The following is a 20,941-nucleotide window of genomic DNA, read 5'->3' on the forward strand; positions in this document are numbered from 1 at the left end:
AGTTTCTTTTAAACGCACAAAAGTAAGGTTTTCACCTTACTCCTGTATCTTTTATTCTGCGAAGATTATTTTTTTATGAATTTTTTATGAAAGACCCCTTCAGTAGTTTGTATGTCAACATAATGAACTCCAGAGGCCAAGCTGTTGATTTGAAAATCGGGCGTAATACTTTCCAGTACTATTTGGCCCAAATGATTGTAGACAATTACTTTTTCCAAAGCCAACGCAGTGGGCATTTGAAGATGAACCAAATCGGCAGCAGGATTAGGGTACAGTTGTATGGCTTTATCCAAATCAAACTGCTGACTGCCCAAAGTGGTTGTGGAATTTTTAGAGATAAGATGCTTTTCGGGGTCAAATTGTACACTGGTAATCGCAAACGGTACGTTCATAATAAATTCCTCCCCATCATACGTATTGTTCAATACCAAATCAGCCTGCTCTCCTCCGGCACCAAAAACACGCACGGGTACCGGCATTTCAAAGTAACTTACCGAAGGATCGGATTGGGTTTGATTCACGATAAACTTGGCTTGTCCGGCACCCCAGTTTTGGGCTGTAATGGTGTAGGTAGGATAGCCTTGATTGTATATCCAGTCGCTGAAAAATTCCGTTAAACTTTGTCCGTATACGGCCTCTAAATGCCCTTTTAAATCGGTTGTTACAGCATAAGCGTAAGCCAAATTTGTATCGGCTAAATAATTGCGTAAAGCTTGAAAAAAAGCAGCATCGCCCATTTTAAAACGCAACATTTCCAAGACCATAGCCCCTTTATCATACGTCAATCGGCTACTGAAAATACGGTTCACATTGGTGGCTTCCGTGTCGGTCAAGTATACCGCCCCCGAAGGACTGGATGTAATGTTATTAATCATGTCCGCTTTATCACTAACAAAAGCGTCCAATCCGTCAAAATGCTCTATGACCAAGTCGGCCAAATAGGTAGCAAACCCTTCGTTGAGCCAGATGTCTTTCCAAGAACCGCAGGTGATTTTGTCGCCAAACCATTGGTGCCCCATTTCATGAGCTATCAACTGCCGGTCAAAACCGACCATAAAAGAAACCGTGGTGTGCTCCATACCTCCACCCCAATTAAACTGAGCGTGGCCGTATTTTTCATTGTGAAACGGATATATTTCAAACAAATTTCCATAGAATTCTAAAATATCCGGCGTTACATCGAGCAGTGGTTGAACTGAAGCCAAGTCTTCAGGGTATATGTAGTTAATAATCGGATATTCATTCGGAGCCGTGCCGGCGGTTTGGGTATACACGCTGTAATTGGTCACAGCAATAGCAATCAAATAAGCCGGAATGGGATAGCCATGATGAAAATGAGTGGTTTTATTAGACCCGGAAATAACCGGAGCTGTAGTTTCAATTCCGTTAGACACCGCAGTGTATTGGGAAGGCGCTGTGATGTAAACATCAATACTATCGATCTTGTCATTCAAATCCTGTTTGCAAGGCCACCAATCGCGGGCGCCAAATGGCTCTGAAAGCGTCCAGATAATCGGAACATTATTGTGGGTATCTTTTACAAAAGAACCGAAACCATTGTTAGGCGGCACACCCGAATAGGTTATTTCTACCGTAGCAGAATTACCCGCCGATAAAGTGGAAGGCAAATTGATAATCAGCTCGTTATTAGTGTTTTCGGTAAAAGTTAAATTGGTCGCGCCCATTTTTACCGAACTCGTGGTGAGCGAATTGGCAAAGTCAAAAGTAACCGTATTCATATTGCTCAAAGCGGTAAATGTGGTCGTTACTTTTCCGCTGATGGAATACACACTGGGATTTACGGTAAATTCGAGTTTGTGATAGGTTATGTTGTAATTCTGCGTATTGGGATTTACCTGAAAATTGACAATAGCGGCCGCAGCTTTCATTTCTGATTCGACCAAACGGTTTATTTTGGCGTGACTGTTTTGGGCGAAACCGCTCACTGTTGAAAGGCAAAACAGCAAAAAGTAAATTTTCTTCATGGAATTCTAAGTTTTTTGCGAATATAATGATAATCAGAAGTAATAGCTGTTAAAATTTCGGCTATTCTTAATCCATAACCGTCAGACTCGAAATAACCCTAAGCTGCAAGTTTTTACAGAACCCAAAGGTTATATCAAACATTTCATTAAATTTGCGTGCTTATAAAGAAAACGACATGTTACAAATTAGTTACATCAGAGAAAATCAGGAAAAAGTGGTTGCCGCTTTGGCCAAAAAACACATGGATGCCAAAACCCTGGTGGAAGAAGTAATCCTATTAGACGAAAACAGAAGAAGCACTCAGGTAGCTCTTGATAATACGTTGGCAGAAGCCAACAAACTTTCGGCATCCATTGGCGAAATGATGAAAAGCGGCGAAAAAGCCAAAGCCGAAATCCTCAAACAAAAAACGGCCCAACTCAAAGAAACCAGTAAAGAACTTTCTGAAAAGTTAGAGGCTTTTGCAACAGAATTGACCCAAAAAATGTACCTGCTGCCGAATCTTCCGGCAGCTATTGTTCCGGAAGGCAAAACGCCCGAAGAAAACCTCAACGTTTTTCAGGAAGGTGACATACCGGTATTGCATGAAGGGGCACAACCTCATTGGGAATTGGTCAAAAAATATGACATCATCGATTTTGAATTGGGCGTAAAAATCACCGGTGCCGGATTTCCGGTTTACAAAGGGAAAGGAGCCAAATTACAACGTGCGTTGATTTCGTATTTCTTAGACAAAAACACCGAAGCCGGATACAATGAAGTACAGGTGCCGCATTTGGTAAATGAAGCTTCAGGTTACGGAACCGGACAATTGCCGGATAAAGAAGGGCAAATGTACCACGTAGGTTTAGACGATTTGTACTTAATCCCTACGGCTGAAGTGCCGGTGACCAATTTGTTGCGCGATGTGATATTACAGGAAAATGAATTGCCTATTTTGTACACAGGTTACACTCCTTGTTTCCGTCGTGAGGCCGGTTCATATGGTGCTCATGTGCGCGGTTTGAACCGTTTGCACCAATTTGACAAAGTAGAAATTGTTCGTGTAGAGCATCCTGATAAATCCTACGAAGCCCTGGATGGCATGGTAGAACATGTTAAAGGCATTTTAAAAGAATTGAAATTGCCTTACAGAGTGCTTCGCCTTTGCGGTGGCGATATGGGATTTGCTTCGGCCCTGACTTATGATTTTGAAGTGTTTTCGACTGCTCAGGACCGTTGGTTGGAAATCAGTTCGGTTTCCAATTTTGAAACGTTTCAGGCCAATCGTCTGAAATTGCGTTTCAAAGGCAAAGACGGCAAAACCCAATTGGCTCATACCTTAAACGGAAGTTCTCTGGCCTTGCCGAGGGTTTTAGCGGGTATTCTTGAAAATTATCAAACCCCGGAAGGTATTGTAATACCGGAAGTATTGCGCCCTTATACCGGCTTTGACATCATTAACTAAAAAAGTTAATCTTTCGCAAACAATGTACTAAACCGACACAAAAAGTGTTACTTTAGTACATTGTTCGTTTTAACGGAAATTATGAAACAGCTCCTTTTTTCACTCTTGTTTTTCCTCTCCATTACTGCCATGGCTCAGAACGAGCAATTGGCCAACAATTACTTTGACCGCGGGGAATTCGAAAAAGCCTTGGTGAGTTATGAAGATTTGCTGAAAGCACAGGAAGGGAATTTCAATTATTTCCAAAGAGTTGTTGAATGTTACCAGCAATTGCAGCAGTTTGACAAAGCGCAAAAAGCTTTGGAAGCACGTCTTGACAAATACAAACAAAGCAATCTTTTGGTGGAATTGGGTTTCAATTTTCAATTGCAAAAAAATCAGGAGAAAGCTGTTAAGTATTACGACCAAGCCATTGATAAGATTAGAAAAAACGCCAATGAAGTGTATGGCATTGCTTATCTTTTTGAACGAAAATCATTGGTGGATTACGCGCTTTTAGCCTACAAAACTGCGATTGAAAAAGACCCGAAATTGAGTTTTAATTTTCAAATGGCATTACTTTATGGACAGCAGGGCAACACCGATTTGATGATTGACATGTTTCTGAACGAATCCGTTAAGAACCCGCAAAATCTGCCGATAATTCAGAATCAATTAGCCCGTTTCATGACTGAAGACGGCGATGCCAATTTTAATGAGGCCCTGAAAAAAGCTTTGTTACTTCGAGCACAGAAAACACAAGACCTATTCTGGAATGATTTTTTGAGTTGGTATTTTGTACAGCTCAAAGAATACGGCAAAGCCTTTATTCAGCAAAAAGCCATTTACAAAAGAAATCCTGATTCGTTTGCCAACATTGTGAATTTGGGTCAGATGGCTATTAGCGACAATGATACTGAATCGGCTACCGAAATTCTCACATTTGTGTTAGAAAACACGAATGACTTGGAACTATTAATTCAATCCCATTCCTATTTGACGGAGATGAAAATCAATCACGCGTTGGAAAAAGATTATCCGGCCATTACGGATGAATTGAATGAATTGATTAAAAAATTCGGAATTAGTCCTTATACTCTTCCGCTATTGGAACAACAAGCCAAGTTTACCGCTTTTCATTTGAACAATCCCGAAAAAGCAAAAGCAATTTTGAAAAGTGCCATGGAGTTACCGTTGAACCGTTACCAAATGGCTGAAGCCAAAATGGACTTGGCCGACATTCTTTTGTTTGAAGAAAAATTCAATCAGGCATTGATTTATTATTCTCAGGTAGATGAAGACATGGGAGCTGACCCGATTGGCCAGGAGGCCAGTTTGAAAACAGCTAAAACCAGTTATTTCAAGGGAGATTTTGATTGGGCATCCCATCAGTTAAAAGTTTTGAAATCGGCACCATCGCAGTTGATTGCCAATGACGCTCTGGACTTGTATTTACTCATCAGTGACAATACCGTAGAAGATTCTACCCAAGTGGCTTTAAAGAAATTTGCCCGTGCTGATTTTCTTTTATACCAAAATAAAAAGCCCGAAGCCTTGGCGGAATTTCAATTGATTTTAAAAGAAAACAAAGGTGATGTAATTGAACCCGTAACGCTGCTTCGCATGGGGAAAATTTATGAGAAAGAGGGTGATTTTACCAAAGCATTAGACCAATATAGTGAAATCATCACCAAACATAAAGACTGTATCTACATTGATGAAGCGTTGTATTATTCGGCGGAAATTTACAATTTGAATTTGAATGACCCGGAGAAAGCCAAACCGCTTTACGAAGAAATCATCTTTCACCACGAAGACAGCATTTACTTTGTTGACAGCCGAAACAAATACCGAAAACTGAGAGGCGACACTAATTTATAACTCCAAATTAAATCCCATGATAATTTATAACGTAACGATAAACATCCATGAAAGCGTGCACGACCAATGGATGCAATGGATGCAGGAAAAACACATTAACGATATGCTGGCTACCGGCAAATTTTCTTCGGCCCGTATGGTCAAGGTTTTGGTAGAGGAAGAAATGGGAGGCACTACTTATTCTGTTCAGTTTACCACTGATTGTAAAGAAACGCTTCAACGATACTATGACGAAGACGCTCCGGCACTAAGAGCGGAAAGCGCTGCTTTATTTGGCGACAAAATGTTGGCCTTCCGCACAGAATTGGAATTGATTTCGGATCATTAACCGTCAGACCTCTCAGACTTTTAAACAGGCTCAGATTTCTCAAAGGAGAGTCCGGAATGTTTACCCCTAACTTTCTAAAAATTGAATCATGGATAACGTAAAAGCCAAAAAACACCTCGGTCAGCATTTCTTAACCGATGAAAATATTGCCAAGGATATAGCCGACACTTTGGGGTTTGAAGGCTATGACAAGGTTCTGGAGATTGGTCCGGGCATGGGGGTACTTACCAAATATCTGTTGGAAAAACCCGCCACAACTTATGTCATTGAAATTGATACAGAATCCGTTGATTACCTGAATGCCCATTATCCGAAATTACACGGCAAAATCATTTCCAAGGATTTTTTAAAATACGACATCAACGAGGTTTTTAAAGGTGAACCGTTCGCCATAACCGGAAATTTCCCTTATAATATTTCTTCTCAAATCGTGTTCCGCTGTTTGGATTTGCGCGAGCAGGTTCCGGAATTTACAGGAATGTTTCAAAAAGAAGTGGCAGAACGGATTTGTTCCAAAAAAGGAAATAAAGTTTACGGGATTTTATCGGTTTTGGTACAGGCATTTTACGATGCTGAATATTTGTTCACGGTTAATGAAAATGTTTTCAATCCGCCGCCCAAGGTAAAATCGGGCGTGTTGCGCCTGTTGAGAAAACCGAATTTCCATTTGCCCTGCAACGAAAAACTGTTCTTTACCGTGGTCAAAACCGGCTTTCAACAACGCCGAAAAACCCTTAGGAATAGTTTAAAATCATTCAACCTTTCGGATAATTTAAAAGAAGACACTATCTTTGACCTCCGTCCGGAGCAATTATCTGTAGAACAGTTCATCGAACTTACTCAAAAAATAGAAGCCCATGCAGTTTAATATCAGCAAAGAACTCTTAACGCAAATCGAGCAACTCATTCATCAAAAAAATGACCAGGAATTGGCTGTTTTGTTGAATGACATGCACCATGCCGATATTGCGGAGATTTTTGATGAATTAGATATTGAAGAAGCGACTTATATTTTCCGAATTCTAGACAGCGAGATTACGGCTGAAATTCTTCCGGAGCTGGAAGAAGACGTGCGTGAAAAAATCCTTCAGGGTCTTTCTGCTAAAGAAATTGCGGAAGAGCTTGACGAGTTAGACACCGATGATGCGGCGGATATTATAGCCGAATTGTCGCAAAGCAAAAAAGAAGAGGTAATCTCAGAGCTGGAAGACGTAGAACACGCCAAAGACATCGTGGATTTGTTGCGTTACAGCGAAACCACTGCCGGAGGTTTGATGGGGAAAGAAATGGTAAAGGTCAACGAAAACTGGAATGTATTGACCTGCGTTAAAGAAATGCGTATCCAAGCCGAAAACGTCACCCGCGTACATTCTATCTATGTGGTGGATGATGAAGGAAGATTGAAAGGAAGATTATCTCTCAAAGATTTACTGACCACTTCTACCAAAACGCCCATTAGCGAAGTGTACATCAAAAAAGTAGACTACGTAAAAGTAGACACTCCCAACACCGACGTAGCCCGTATCATGCAGAAATATGACCTGGAAGCCATACCGGTAGTAGATGAATTGGGAAGATTAGTGGGTCGTGTGACCATTGACGATATCGTAGACGTAATCAAAGAAGAGGCCGATAAAGATTACCAAATGGCAGCGGGAATTACGCAAGACGTAGAAGCCGGTGATACCGTATTTGAATTAATAAAAGCGCGTCTGCCATGGCTTTTGATTGGTATGGTAATTGAAATTGTCGCTTCTTTTGTTTTAAAAAACAACGAATCAGCATTTCATAAATATGAGACTCTAATCATTTTTGTTCCCTTGTTGTCTGCAACAGCAGGAAACATAGGAGTTCAGGCTTCCGCTATAGTTGTACAAGGTTTGGCCAATGGATCATTAAAGGAGTTTAGTCAAAATTACTTCAAAAAAGAATTGTTTGTAGCCATGCTTTCCGGAACTATAATTTCACTATTTCTGTTGGCCTATCACTCTGTAATGTACCAGCAATACCAAGTAGGGTTAGCTATTTCCATCTCTATAATCGTTGTCATTCTCTTTGCCGCCATGTTAGGCACCTTGGTTCCTTTGTTTCTTCACAAAAACAAAATTGATCCCGCCATTGCTACCGGACCATTTATTACGACAACAAATGATGTATTTGGAATTATTCTTTATTTTGCTATTGCCCGCTTGATTCTTGGGCTTTAATTATTGCTTCAAAAACTTAGTACTCACTATTCCTCTGTTGGTTTGAATGGTTATTAAATACATTCCGGATTTTAAACCTGCAACCTCAACCCCTTTTCCGTCGTTTGTTCTGGGAAGATTCAAAAATTGCCCATTCAGCGCGTAAACCTTTATCGCTTCAATTTCAACTCCTGAAGTTACATTCAGTGCCAGAACATCAATTGCCGGATTAGGGTAAAGCACCACTGGGTTCTTCCGTTCCGGTGTTGACGAACTTAAATTACAAGCCGAATCCACGCTGCAATTAGCGTATCCATTGGCAGCAACTAAGCCCTTCACTTCCGTTAATTGCGTTTCGTCAGCACAAACATGGTTCAAATCGGGATTGTCAAAAAAGTATAAAATAGTTTCATCAGAACCGTTTTTTATAAACAATGATGTAAGCATATTGGCATTGCAATACAACTCCTGAAGCTGGCTCAAATTACCCACATTGAGTGTCGTCAGCGTGTTACTTTGACAATCCAATGCCTGAATATTAACTGCTCCTTCAACCATTAGCCCGGTCAGTAGGTTATACGCACAATTTAATTCATGAAGGCCCGCTAAAGCATTCATCGTCAATGAATTCAAAAAGTTATTACTGCAATCCAATTGCTGCAAATTGGGCAAGGCATTCAACGATAGAGATGAGAGAAAATTATCACTACAATCCAAATTTTGAATTGCCGTCAATCCGTTCAGATTTAAAGAGCTAATTTGATTTTCCGAACAATTGAGTTGTTGAAGCTGCATGAGTCCGGTCAAGTTCAGAGTACCCAGCACATTCCCATTGCAGTACAATTGATGTAAATTGGCTGCTCCCGAAAGTGTTAGACTTGCCAATATATTATTGGAACAAGAAAGCAGTTGTAAGTTGGTCAGGCCACTAACATCCAAGCCATTTAATTGATTATTGGAACAGGAAACAGACTGTAGATTGGTCAATCCGGTAAAATCCAGATTGATTATTTGATTATAACTGCAATTTAGGGAGACCAAATGACTCAGTCCGTTCAAATTCAAATTGCCGATTTGGTTGTACTGACACTCCAAAGTACTCAGATTAACAAGACTACTGACATTTAAACTACTGAGTAAATCGTTGGAACATTTCAGGTACTGCAACTGCGTCAATCCGTTTAAATTTAAAAGATACAACGGATTGTCGGAACAATCCAGAAATCGAATGTTCGCAAAAGCCGTAATGCCCGACAAATCACTAATGACGGCAGCAGCAACCGACAGACTGCTGACCTCTAATGCCTCTTCGGTTTGGATTTCGCCATCGGCGTTGGTATCCACTTTAAAATAGCTGCCTGAAAGATTTTTAGCAATTTGATTGGTTGCATCGGCCTCCAACAGCTTGTCCATAAAATTGGCATCGGTGATGGTAACTGTTTGGGCATTTGTACTGAAAATGATCATTGTCAGTAACCAAAAAAAGTAATGTTTCTTCATAAGATATATCTAATAACATCAAATTTAATCCTTTGAATCCTACTGTTTTTCCGTTTGAAAAAAGATAACGCAACCATAACCATTACTTAGCTATTTCTAAAAACAAATGAAACATTTCAGCTAGCACAACATATTTTCATAACAAAAAAAGTCCCGATTGCTCGGGACCTTCTTTTCCAAAAAACTATAATCAACTATCTTTTCACTAACTTCTTAACGATAGTCTCGTTAGTCGTTTGATTCACGAATTGTACAAAGTACACTCCGTTGCTTAGTGAACTGATGTTTTCATTCACGGTATTCAATCCCTCTGTAACGTTTAGGTTTTTAGTTGAAACTACGGAACCATTGATGGTGTAGATGGACATGGTAATTACACCCTCGCCGGCTGATGTTACATCCACATTGAATACATCGGTTGCCGGGTTTGGATACACTTGGATGGCTGTGTTTGTAACCTCTTTAGTCGTTTCCATTTTAGCCGCCGGACACGTTGCTGTGCTTAAGGTGAATGTTTTCACTGTGCTGTTTACCGCACAAGCATTAGTAGCGCTTACTTTTAGCGTTGTTTTCAATACTGTTTCTAAAACCGCAGAGAAATCAACCACTACTGTATTGGTTCCCTGACCACTCACAATAACTGCACCATTTGCCGGAACCCAAGTATAACTTGTAGCAGCTGCAATAGCCGGTACAGAGAACGTTTGAGTGGCACATCTTTGGAACGTCGTTCCTCCGGTTAATACTCCAATGGTTGGCATAGCAGTAGATAACGTAAGCGTTTTGCTTAGAGCACTTTGACCTACACCATTGTTAGAGTACACTACTATCGTTTTGGTAGCCAAAGATGCTAAATCTGCAGGATATTGAACTGAGAATGTTAAATCTGAAGTAGTCAATACATTAGAAACATTTGACGAATTAGATGCAGAAGTCACTACTGACCCAACCGGAGCCGTGATGATATAACTCGATGCTTCCACAGCCGGAGTTGCCATAGCATAAGTATATATACTTCCACCACACAATCCTGTAATTTGACCCGCAACAGCAGCCGGTGTTCCCGGTAATACCGCGGTTAATGACAATAATTTAGCCGTTGAAGTAGTAGCCGGTACCAAAGCGCTGTTGTTAGTGAACGATTCACCTGTACCATTTTTGGCTTTCACACCAATTCTTAAGAATGTAGTACCGTTAGGGACATTTAAGAAGTTAACTCCAATTTGGTTAGAATTTCCGCCTGATACCTGAGTAACACCAGCTGGCAATTCCCAAACATAAGAAGTAGCGTCGAGAGAAACAGCAGCAGTTAATGTCAATACCGTTGATGTTCCAATGTATTTACTAAATTTAGTAACTGCTGTTGTTGGAGTAGCTGAGCCTAAATTATACATTTTTAAACCTGCCGGAGCTTTTGGTAACGCTTTTGTTAAAGCCAGGGTTTTTGCAACACTATTACAGCCTGCAGCATTTACAGCCTGAACAGCAAGATTCCCAATAGATCCTGCACCTGCCGGTACATTATTAAAATTAACCGTTACCGTATTGGTTCCTTGCCCGCCTACGATATTAACCCCTAACGGAGCAGTCCACAGATAAGAAGTAGCACCGGCAACATCAGCAATAGAATACGTAACCGGAGTTGTAGTAGCCACATATTTTCCAACGATTCCGGATCCTGCAATAGCAAGAGGGGTTGTAGGTAAAGCATTGATATTAACAACAATTGCCGCTCTGGGACTTTCTGAGTTATCCGCATATACCTGAGAAACATAATATGTTTTAGATCCCGGTGTAGTGGTAGCAGGAACCGGAGCAGTAGTTACACCTGTTCCTCCGGTAACAGCAGTGTACCATTTTAAAGAAACACCACCTGATAAAGTAGCCGTCAAAGCCGTAGCCACAGCCCCTTTACAATAGTTGATTGGTGTCGTTACAATTGGAGCAACATTTGCAACCAATCCTGTAAAGTACGAACCGCTTAAAGCCGGTGAACCTGCAGCCGGTCTGTAATCTAATCCTGTGTAAACAGTAGCATCTGAAGTATTGTATGGCAAGGTTAAAATACCTGCATTGGTTGTAAGGTTAGTATTTCCGTTATCGGCAAACCAAGTAGTCATATTGAAAGCAGGATTATTACCGACAGTAATAGTGCCCGGAGCGTTCACCTGAATGTATTTTGAAGTCGTAACAATACCGGCTTGGATATTATTTTTGAATTTTAAATCTCCCGCTACAGCATTGTTTTCAGAAGCTACCCCATCAATATGTAATCCTTCTTGGAAATCCATAAAGATAGAGTTGTAGATGCTCAACTTAGAAGCTCTTCTGATACGGGCACCTCGTTTGAAACCTGTAGCCAAAGTACCTCCGTTCGGTAATGTTACACGGTAAGAAGGTCCTATTAATGTACAGTTTGTGAATATGGCACTAGTGTAAGGAGTAGCTGTAGTACCTGAGGCATTATTATCTGATTCAAATCCTTCAGAAGTAGAAACCGAAGGGTTGTCTGAAATTTGCGGATCACGGATGGCCAAAGCAAACTGCACCTTACCACTGTAACCGTTATCCGTATCAAAATCGTCATCTAAATTTCGGTAAGATACTAAGTGTTTACAGTTTACTGAACCACCAAACCATTCAAATGCATCGTCGTTAGCATAAGAAACCTGAACGTAATCAATAGTGGTTCCACTACCTACAGCTCCGAAAGTCAGTCCGTTAATTTCACTGTTTGGAGCATAAACATAACCTCCAAATTCAATACGAACATATTTTAAAGTTCCCGAGTTATCCGCATCATCCGGAGTTAAACCTCCTCCAAATTCCGTATCAGTTGAAGCGGTAATTCCTTCGATATTATTAACGCCGTTATTAATGTTGAAAGAACCTTTTCCTAAAAGGATAACTCCTCCCCAATCTCCTTTATTTCTGGAACCGACAGCATTGTTAGAAGTAAATACAATCGGGCTGGTAGCGGTACCAACAGCATTGATTTTTGCTCCTTTAGTAATGATTAAAGCGGAACCTGCACCGGCACCTCTGATAGTAACACCCGGTTGGATGGTTAAGGTAGCCCCGTTTTTAACATACGTTAACCCTTGCAATAAATAGGTGTTTCCTGTCGTCCAAATGGTGTTGGTCGTGATTTCACCACTTACTGTGATTCCTGTAGCCGAATAAACGGTGTTTTGCGGATCATAGTTAGTCCAGCCTGTCGTCCACATGGCGGTAGGAGCCGGAGCAAAAGCACCACGATATGAAGTAAACTCGATTGGATTTACAACTACCAAAGGTGTAGATAATAAACCGTTAAAAGCGGAATCCGTAAAGTCAGCACCTGATTCAACGATTGAACCTGAAGCCGGTCTGTAATCTAATCCTGTATAAGTGGTTGCATCAGAAGTATTGTAAGGTGAAGTTAACAATCCAGAATTATTCGCTACAGTAGAATTTCCACTGGCAGTGTACCAGTTCGTCATGTTGAATGAAGGGTCATTCCCAACAGTAATAGTACCGGGAGAAGTTACTTGTAACACTTTTGAAGTAGTAACAATTCCGGCTAAAATATTGTTTTTGAATTTCAAAGTACCGGCTACAGCAGCATTTTCTGAAGCCACACCGTCAACGTGTAGTCCTTCCTGGAAATCCATAAATAAAGAGTTGAAAATTTTCAATTGAGAAGCTCTTCTGATACGAGCCCCTCTTTTGAATCCGGTTGCTAAGGTGCCGCCATTAGGCAAAGTCACGCGGTAAGATGGTCCAATCAAAGTACAGTTGGTGAAAATAGCACTGGTAAATGGAGAAGCTAAAGTACCTGAAGCGTTGTTATCCGATTCAAATCCTTCAGAAGTAGAAACAGATGGGTTATCTGCAATTTGTGGGTCACGAATAGCTAGTGCAAACTGCACCGTTCCGCTGAAACCGTTATCGGTATCAAAATCGTCATCTAAGTTTCTGAATGATACCAAGTGTTTACAGTTTACGTTTCCGCCAAACCATTCGAAAGCATCATCATTAGCATAAGAAACCTGAACGTAATCAATTGTGGTTCCTTTACCAACGGCTCCTAAAGTCAACCCGTTAATTTCATTATTCGGAGCATAAACATACCCTCCGAATTCGATACGAACATATTTCAATATCCCCGAATTGTCATTAAGATCCGGAGTAGTGCCGCCACCGTATTCTGTATATACTGAAGCAGTGATTCCTTCGATATTGTTTACACCGTTGTTGATATTGAAAGCTCCTTTTCCTAAAAGAATCACTCCTCCCCAATCGCCTTTGTTTCTGGAACCGGGCGCATTGTTTGAAGTAAATACAATGGGTTGTGAAGCGGTACCTACAGCATTAATTTTAGAACCTTTAGTAATTACTAAACCGGCACCGGCACCGGCACCTTTTATTACTACACCGGGTTGGATAGTTAAAGTCGCATTGTTCCTCACATAAATCAGTCCTGACAAAGCAACCGTTTGACCTGTTGCCCAGGTAGTATTGGCCGTAATATCAGCGTTAACTGTTACGGTTGTGGCAGGATACACGGTATTCTGCGGGTCATAATTAGTCCAGCTATCGGTCCACATGGCCGTAGGTGCCGGAGCAAAAGCCCCTCGGTAAGAGGTTGGCTCAATTTGAGCATTGACAAAATTGGCAATTAGGGCCAAAATCGCAATAAAATAATTTTTTTTCATTGTTAAAATGATTTTTTTGTTAGACAAGGCAAACATAAAATCACAACAACAATTGGTTGTAAATCAGAAATTAAATAAAAACAATTTTTGAGTTAACGAATCGTTTTCTACAACAAAGACTATGTAAAAAAGAAGCCAATCAAAAGTTTATTTAATGTTAATTCCCTTTAAAAACGGGACAATACCCTCTCAAAACAGGTTGGCGGAAAAAAAGGATTTTTAAATTATTTAGGATGTTTTTGCAAAAAATCGCGGTACCAAAGCCCGGAATTTTTGAGGGTTCTTTTTTGCGTTTCAAAGTCAATATGAACCAATCCGAACCGTTGCTTATAGCCTTCCGCCCATTCGAAATTATCAGTGAGCGACCAAACGAAATACCCCGCTACTTTGCCGCCGTTTTCCAAAGCAGAATGCACCTGATGCAAATAAGACTGAATGTAATGGATACGCTCTTTGTCGTTGATACCGTCGGCTTTTACTTCGTCCAGAAAAGAAGCTCCGTTTTCGGTAATTAGTATTTTTTTCACCCCTTCATAGTGACTAAATTTCTGAATCATATAATAAATCGATTTGGGATAAATTTCCCAATTCAACAAGGTATAATCCACATTTCGTTTGTGTGCCGGAATAATTTTGGCGTTGATATAAGGCACGTAAGAATTGTGTGCAATGACTTCACGGGTATAATTCTGCAACCCGATGAAGTCGAATTCCGTTTTGATTAATTCTTCATCCCCTTTAAGAATGTACTTGCCAACATGTTTCAAAAAAGGCAATACTTTAACGGGATACCCCAGTCCCAATGAAGGTTCAATAAAAACACGATTCAATAACGTATCGATTCGCTCTGCCGCTTTGATATCTTTTTCAGTGTACGTTTTTGGAGTGATATAGGTGCAGGAAAAAGTAGTTCCTACCTGAGATTCATTATCTAATGCTTTAATCTTTCGATATCCTATAGCCTGACATAGCAACGCGTGATGCATGGCCGGAAGAAAATTGTTCAGTCCTTTTTTCCCCGGAGCATGAATTCCCAAGAAATAGCCGGCTCCCGTAAAAACAGAAGGTTCGTTCAATACCATCCAGTTCTTGACTTTCCCTTTAAAAGCATGGACACAAACCGTTACATATTCTTCAAACCATTCGAGAACTTCACGATTGGTCCAACCGCCTTTTTTTTCGAGTTCCAAGGGTAAATCCCAATGATACAGCGTTACAAAAGGTTCAATCCCATTTGCGATACAGCAATCCAACACTTTATGGTAAAAATCTATTCCGGCCTGATTCACTTCGCCAATTCCGTTGGGCAAAATGCGCGGCCAGGACAATGAAAATCGGAAATTAGGAATCCCCATTTCTTTAATTAAAGCAATGTCTTCCTCATAATTTTCATAAAAATTAGCGGCTACTGATGGAGAATCATTATTGAGAATGGTATTTTTTTTCGAAGCAAATTCATCCCAAATGGACATCCCTTTGCCGTCTTTATCAAAGCCTCCTTCCGTTTGAAGTGCAGAAGCAGATACTCCCCAAATGAAATCTTTTCCAAAATCGCTTCTGCTTATACTAGTGTTTGTATGCGTTTTATCAGAACTGTTTATCATTAAAATAAAATATTATTGGGCGTTATCTTCATTTCTTTCGGGGCTTTTAACATGATTCTGTATAATCAAATCAATGATTTGTTCCGTGATATCAGGATAATTTACTTCAACAATCGTGTCATCACTAAGCCATTTTTTGAGAAGAGGCAAATTCTTTTTGCTCAATTTTTTAATCACACTCACTCCCATTTCTTTTAACATAGCGGCATTACAATGTTGCTCATATTGCTTCTTCATCGGAATGACCAACAGTTTCTTTTTCAGAAACAACGCTTCACTGGCAGTGCCAAACCCGGCATTGGTCAGTACACCCGCTGCAGAAGCCATGCTTTTCAGGAACAATTTGGTATCAATGGGCGAAATGCTGATATTGTATAATTTGTAGCTCTTCTTGCTGTGTTTGGAAAAAACCTGCCACTCTACGTCTTCAAGCTTCTTCAAGCGTTTGATAATCTGGCTATCGTTATACGATGGCAGATAGACCGTGTAGTGTCCTTTGTTTGTTGGTGTAATCTCACGCACTTCTTTCCGGATAATCGGAGTAAAAATGGTTGCATCCAAACTTTTGAAATGATAGCCATAACTGATGGGTGTAGGTGCATAATTCTGTAACACCAACTTGCCTACCGGATCTTCATTTTTGGGTTTGGGGGCCAAAGAATGTAAAGTGGCCACCTGATTGCTCAGTCCGACACACGTTTTCTTGGCCATAATAGCCGCCCAGGTTGATATCGGTTCAAAATCACTTATAATTAAGTCGTATTCTTTGACGTTAAGTGATTTAATGTCTTTCAACAGTTTTCGGGAATTGAGTTTCAAAAAAGTTTTCCAAAAATCAATACCGCCTTTTTTTCCGAAAATAAACGAGAGTCCTTTGAAACGGTATTTGACTTTAAAAGGGAGTTCAATATCCGACTGGATGCCACTGACCAAAATATCAACTTCTCCCCTTTGTTGCAGATGCGGAATGATTTCGATGGCTCTGGTGATGTGTCCATTACCCGTTCCTTGTACAGCGTAAAGTATTTTCATCTTTTGAATTTTATTTCCGTTTTGGTGGCGGTTTCCATAAAACCATCCAGCATTTTATTGAAAATCTGATTCGTGTCTAAATGAGCCAACTCGTCCTCCTGTTCCTCTTCCGTTTGGGCAAATTCATCTTCTTGGTAGCGAAACAAAGTCCATTCCTGATTATGGTATTCCAATGCGGTGAGGTTTTCTATCCAATCCCCGGAGTTCAAATATTCCACCTGTCCGTTCTCGGTCGCAATCGTTTTCATTTCCGGATGGTGAATATGTCCGCAAATCACATAATCATATTGATTGGAAATGGCAATGTCAGCAGCGGTTTTTTCAAAATCGTTGATAAATTTCACCGCTTTTTTGACACTGTTCTTGATGGTCTTAGATAACGAAATCCTGTCGCGCCCTAATTTTACCAAAACCCAATTACAGCATGTATTAATGTGAATTAACCAATCGTATCCGTGTGAACCCAATCGGGCGAGCCATTTGGAATGTTGCATGGTTACATCAAAAACGTCACCGTGAAAAATCCAAACTTTTTTACCATCCAACTCTACCACAAGCTTATTATCAATAACCAAAGAGCCTATTTTATGTCCGGCAAATTTGCGGAGCATTTCGTCGTGGTTGCCCGTGATATAATACACTTTCACACCTTTATTAATCCAGTTCATGATTTTGTGAATCACCTGCATATGCGACTTGGGCCAGTAGCGTTTGTTGAATTGCCACATATCAATGATGTCGCCGTTGAGTACCACTACTCTGGGTTTGATGCTGTTTAAATATTTCAAAAGCTCTTTGCTGTGACAACCATAAGTGCCGAGATGGATGTCAGAAATCACTAAAAAATCAACTTTCCTTTTGGGTTTTTTAGACATAACAGCAGTTGTTTTAGAGCACTATTAGAAATTATAGGTCAATGACAAGGAGAAGGTTCTGCCGTATTTGGTTCTCCAAATTACATCATCAGTGGCCGAATCATATCCGTCTTCATTAAGCGAATCACCTGTAAAAATTAAATTGGTCAAATTAGTCAAAGACGAACCTTGGTTTTCCTGCCCATCTCTGTAATTATTTTGGTAAAAAATTAAATCCTGAGCCAAAATATTTTGGATGTTCAGTTTTAATTCCAATTTGTTTTTATAGAAATTCTTGGCAATCTGCACGTCTAAAAGCGTTCTGGCTTTTTCCCAAATGGCCGGTTTAATTTCACTCGATGCAAAAGCGATGCGGTTTCCAACCCGATTCAAATTGGTCGAAACAGACCATCCGTTGTCTTTATTGGCATACTGCAAGCCGGCGTTCAGCACATAAGGGGATTGTCCTTGCAGCGGCCTCGATTTTTCGGTACTGGCCGAATTAAAATTGGAAACATCCACATTTGATTTAATGATGGCAATGTTTGAAAACAAGGTCAAATCATCTAAGAGAGTCGTCGTATCTGAAGAAAATAGAGAACTTAACAACGTTCTGAATTCAAACTCAAACCCCGTATTGGTAGCGCTTTTGGCATTGCGGTAAGTAATGGTCTTGTTGTTGACTTCCTGCTGAATTTCGATTGGATCAGTGAAATATTTATTGAAATAAGACACCGAGAACAATTGGCCTTTGCCCGGATAAAACTCATACCGAACGTCTATGTTTCGGACTTTGGCTATTTTTAAATCAGGATTTCCCTGCGTGAAAAACTGGGTGGTAAAATCGTAAAACCCAAAAGGCGCCAACTCCCTGAACTCGGGACGGTTTAACGTTCTGGAAAAACTGAACCTCAGGTTTTGCTTTTTATTGACAGCAAAAATCAAATTGGCCGAGGGCAAGAAATCGGTTTGATGTGCATCCAATGCCAAATAGTTGGTTTCGGTTAATCTTGATGCTAAGGTTTGGGTGTAATCTTCCAAACGGAAACCCCATACCAAACGCCATTTCTTATAGCGATTGTCCAACATTACATAACCGGCATTCAGCTTTGAACCTGCCGAATAGGAATCGGTGAATTTAGTGAAATCAAAAAGCGTAAAGCCATTGACCCCGGGAGAGATTTGGCCCATATTAGCTACCGAAAAAATCGCTGCATCTGGTAGGGTCAACAAGTTATAATCAAAATTTCCGCCCAATGTCAGCGTGTTGTACTGCAACTGACGCGAGAAGAAATCACGGTCACGGTTTTGCAAAAAGCCCCCTATTTTAATTTCATTGCTAAATTCTTCCCCAATGTTGAACTTTCTGGAAATATCGAGTTTTCCGCCTTTGATGGTTTCTTTGTTTTCAGAAAAAAACATCCCGCCACCGTAATCGGGGCCACCATTGTTGTTGGCAATTTCAGCATAGGCTATGGTTTCCGTCGGATCGGTACTGTTGGGATTGGCAGTAGAATAAATATTTCTCCTCAAATTCGGAATTTCCCTCTTGATGTTGCTGAAAAAACCTGTCCAGTTGACTTTGATTTTGGCTTTCGGGAAATAATGATCGCCGTTTAACTGGCCCGAATAAATTTTGTTACTCGTAAACCATCGCACATTGGCATCAATCACGCGGGTATCATTTACGTCTCTTTGTCCGGTTCTTTCCACCACCAAATCAGTAGAATTGATGCTGTAAATGTTTTTTAATGTAAGGGTATGATTTTCATTAAACTTAAAAGAGAAATTAGCCAAAGCGCCCGTCAATACTTGTTCGCTGTAATTATTATCGGTAAATTTTGAAATCAGGACCGACGGAGCACTTGGGTCCGGATTGTCATAATCATTGCGTTCCGTTTCGTTAAAAGTATTGGTTTTGTTATTTGATATTGAAAACAACATTCCAAAAACCTTATCATTAAATTCAAAATGTTTTCCTATGGAGTATTGAAAACTCGTATTCGGTTTAAAGCTGCCGTCTTTGATGGCCCAATCTGATTGAAACGATTTGGCAATGGCCGCTTTTTCCTGATAAGTCAACGTATTAAAGACTTCAGTGCTCGGAATAGTGGAAGGCATGGCGCGGGTTCCGTCGTCAAAGCCCAGCCAATCCGTTGCTCCTTTTTCATAGGTTTTTTGGTTTTTGAAAGTCGTAATCGTATTGTATCCTGAACCTACAGTTACCGATTGAAAGTCTTTATCAGGAACCGCTTTGGTATTGATTTGGATTACACCCCCGGCAAAATCTCCCGGTAAATCAGGCGAAGCGGTTTTGGCAATGACTAGATTATCCAACATATTTGACGGAAAGATATCAAAGGAGAATGCTTTTCTGTCGGGTTCCGAGCTGGGTAGCGGTGCCCCGTTCAAAAAAGCGGCATTGTAGCGGTCATTTAATCCGCGGACAATTACAAACCGATTGTCCTGAATACTGGCCCCGCTGATACGCTTCAATACATCTGAAGTATTCTTATCCGGGGTACGCTTGATGGTTTCCGCTGAAATTCCATCAGAAACATTGGCGCTGTTTTTTTGTTGCGTCAATAAAGACTTTACCGATTCCACTTTGGCCCGGGTCGTTTTGATGACTACTTCGTCCAGTTGATTGTTTTTTTCTTCCAAGGAAATCGTCAACATAGTGATTTCATCTTTGACCACGATGACTTCAGTAATGTCCTTTTCCTGAAAACTCAAGGCCGTGACACTAAGTTCATAGGTTCCGGGTTCAATTTTGGAAAAGGAAAACGTTCCGTCAGCACCGGTAACTCTGGATTTGTTCAAGCCTTTAATGGTAACAGTGGCTCCGGGCAAAGGTTGTCCGGTTTTATCTTCGATAACCACTCCTTTAATTCCGGAAGTCTGAGCATGTAAAAAAAGGGTGAAAAAGAATAGGGTGAGGCAATTAATGAATTGTAATTTTAATTTCATGACAGCTAATTGTTAATGAAAACAAAAGTATCATGAGGCTAAATCAAACGCATTATTTAAAAATTAAGGAATCGTTATAATACCCAAAGGCTAAAGTATATTTTTGGTTAAGAGATGATTACAAATGTTAATTTAATATCCTGCATTTGATTTCAACCCATAAAAAACCTCTCATTCCTAAGAGGTTTAGTACCCATCCGAAACCTACTGAATGGTAAACATTCCCCATTATAAACTATAATTGCAGTAGGGTTGTGGCGTAGTTATGGCGTAGTTGTGGCGTGGTTGTGGCGTAGTTGTAGCGTATTAGAAGTAATAAATACCTACACCACATGCCGGATATAAATGAAAAAGCCCCTCTTTTCAGAAGGGCTTCGTACCCGGAGTGGGAATCGAACCCACACTCCTAAGAACACGAGTTTGAGTCGTGCGCGTCTACCAATTCCGCCATCCGGGCAATAGACTTTTGTGTTTTGT

General features: G+C 40.4%; 12 protein-coding genes and 1 tRNA gene. 5 read left to right on the plus strand and 8 right to left on the minus strand.

Going from position 1 to position 20,941, the window contains the following annotated elements; all coding sequences use genetic code 11:
• Positions 1-65: 65 nt before the first annotated feature.
• The gene (locus ACSVH6_RS01735; protein WP_438074930.1) at positions 66-1,985 is read right to left on the minus strand and encodes a M1 family aminopeptidase; all 1,920 of its coding nucleotides are present in this window, start codon (positions 1,983-1,985) and stop codon (positions 66-68) included.
• A 176-nt stretch (positions 1,986-2,161) separates the two neighbouring features.
• On the opposite strand from ACSVH6_RS01735, the gene serS reads away from it, so the two are divergent.
• From serS to mgtE, 5 genes are all read left to right on the plus strand, one after another.
• A complete protein-coding gene (serS, locus tag ACSVH6_RS01740; protein WP_438074932.1) occupies positions 2,162-3,433 on the plus strand; it encodes a serine--tRNA ligase in 1,272 nt (423 codons plus the stop codon).
• Between the two features lie 81 nt (positions 3,434-3,514).
• On the plus strand, positions 3,515-5,293 hold the full coding sequence (locus ACSVH6_RS01745; protein WP_438074934.1) for a tetratricopeptide repeat protein: 1,779 nt from the start codon (positions 3,515-3,517) through the stop codon (positions 5,291-5,293).
• Between the two features lie 16 nt (positions 5,294-5,309).
• Entirely contained in the window at positions 5,310-5,621 is a 312-nt protein-coding gene (locus ACSVH6_RS01750) for a DUF4286 family protein (RefSeq protein WP_438074936.1), read from the plus strand.
• Between the two features lie 88 nt (positions 5,622-5,709).
• Positions 5,710-6,489 carry a 16S rRNA (adenine(1518)-N(6)/adenine(1519)-N(6))-dimethyltransferase RsmA gene (gene rsmA / locus ACSVH6_RS01755; protein ID WP_438074938.1) on the plus strand — a complete coding sequence of 260 codons (780 nt, stop codon included), beginning with the start codon at positions 5,710-5,712 and terminating at the stop codon, positions 6,487-6,489.
• Complete coding sequence (gene mgtE / locus ACSVH6_RS01760) at positions 6,479-7,828, plus strand: magnesium transporter (protein WP_438074940.1); 1,350 nt, start codon at positions 6,479-6,481, stop codon at positions 7,826-7,828. Before rsmA ends, mgtE begins: the two co-directional genes overlap by 11 nt.
• Here the strand turns inward: mgtE and ACSVH6_RS01765 are convergent, their stop codons facing one another.
• The 7 genes from ACSVH6_RS01765 to ACSVH6_RS01795 all read right to left on the minus strand — a co-directional run bounded on the left by ACSVH6_RS01765 (position 7,829) and on the right by ACSVH6_RS01795 (position 20,921).
• The gene (locus ACSVH6_RS01765) at positions 7,829-9,307 is read right to left on the minus strand and encodes a T9SS type A sorting domain-containing protein (protein ID WP_438074942.1); all 1,479 of its coding nucleotides are present in this window, start codon (positions 9,305-9,307) and stop codon (positions 7,829-7,831) included.
• A 194-nt stretch (positions 9,308-9,501) separates the two neighbouring features.
• A complete protein-coding gene (locus ACSVH6_RS01770) occupies positions 9,502-14,004 on the minus strand; it encodes a T9SS type A sorting domain-containing protein (RefSeq protein WP_438074944.1) in 4,503 nt (1,500 codons plus the stop codon).
• A 224-nt stretch (positions 14,005-14,228) separates the two neighbouring features.
• Complete coding sequence (locus tag ACSVH6_RS01775; protein WP_438074947.1) at positions 14,229-15,608, minus strand: GH1 family beta-glucosidase; 1,380 nt, start codon at positions 15,606-15,608, stop codon at positions 14,229-14,231.
• 12 nt (positions 15,609-15,620) lie between these two features.
• On the minus strand, positions 15,621-16,640 hold the full coding sequence (locus tag ACSVH6_RS01780; protein ID WP_438074949.1) for a glycosyltransferase family protein: 1,020 nt from the start codon (positions 16,638-16,640) through the stop codon (positions 15,621-15,623).
• Positions 16,637-17,515: a UDP-2,3-diacylglucosamine diphosphatase gene (locus ACSVH6_RS01785; RefSeq protein WP_438074951.1), complete on the minus strand. Its 879-nt coding sequence runs from the start codon at positions 17,513-17,515 to the stop codon at positions 16,637-16,639. Before ACSVH6_RS01785 ends, ACSVH6_RS01780 begins: the two co-directional genes overlap by 4 nt.
• A 24-nt stretch (positions 17,516-17,539) precedes the next feature.
• Positions 17,540-20,464: a TonB-dependent receptor domain-containing protein gene (locus ACSVH6_RS01790; protein ID WP_438074953.1), complete on the minus strand. Its 2,925-nt coding sequence runs from the start codon at positions 20,462-20,464 to the stop codon at positions 17,540-17,542.
• Positions 20,465-20,841: 377 nt separating this feature from the next.
• Positions 20,842-20,921 (minus strand) — tRNA-Leu (locus ACSVH6_RS01795).
• Between the last annotated feature and the right edge of the window lie 20 nt (positions 20,922-20,941).

Origin of the sequence: Flavobacterium sp. XGLA_31 (genome assembly GCF_051547105.1) — a bacterium.
In the GTDB taxonomy this organism is placed as follows: Bacteria; Bacteroidota; Bacteroidia; order Flavobacteriales; family Flavobacteriaceae; genus Flavobacterium.

Coding starts and splice junctions, on each gene's coding strand:
- ACSVH6_RS01770 (WP_438074944.1), bottom strand. CDS start 14,004: ATGAAAAAAAATTATTTTATTGCGATTTTGGCCCTAATTGCCAATTTT.
- ACSVH6_RS01765 (WP_438074942.1), bottom strand. CDS start 9,307: ATGAAGAAACATTACTTTTTTTGGTTACTGACAATGATCATTTTCAGT.
- rsmA (WP_438074938.1), top strand. CDS start 5,710: ATGGATAACGTAAAAGCCAAAAAACACCTCGGTCAGCATTTCTTAACC.
- mgtE (WP_438074940.1), top strand. CDS start 6,479: ATGCAGTTTAATATCAGCAAAGAACTCTTAACGCAAATCGAGCAACTC.
- ACSVH6_RS01745 (WP_438074934.1), top strand. CDS start 3,515: ATGAAACAGCTCCTTTTTTCACTCTTGTTTTTCCTCTCCATTACTGCC.
- ACSVH6_RS01750 (WP_438074936.1), top strand. CDS start 5,310: ATGATAATTTATAACGTAACGATAAACATCCATGAAAGCGTGCACGAC.
- ACSVH6_RS01785 (WP_438074951.1), bottom strand. CDS start 17,515: ATGTCTAAAAAACCCAAAAGGAAAGTTGATTTTTTAGTGATTTCTGAC.
- ACSVH6_RS01780 (WP_438074949.1), bottom strand. CDS start 16,640: ATGAAAATACTTTACGCTGTACAAGGAACGGGTAATGGACACATCACC.
- serS (WP_438074932.1), top strand. CDS start 2,162: ATGTTACAAATTAGTTACATCAGAGAAAATCAGGAAAAAGTGGTTGCC.
- ACSVH6_RS01735 (WP_438074930.1), bottom strand. CDS start 1,985: ATGAAGAAAATTTACTTTTTGCTGTTTTGCCTTTCAACAGTGAGCGGT.
- ACSVH6_RS01790 (WP_438074953.1), bottom strand. CDS start 20,464: ATGAAATTAAAATTACAATTCATTAATTGCCTCACCCTATTCTTTTTC.
- ACSVH6_RS01775 (WP_438074947.1), bottom strand. CDS start 15,608: ATGATAAACAGTTCTGATAAAACGCATACAAACACTAGTATAAGCAGA.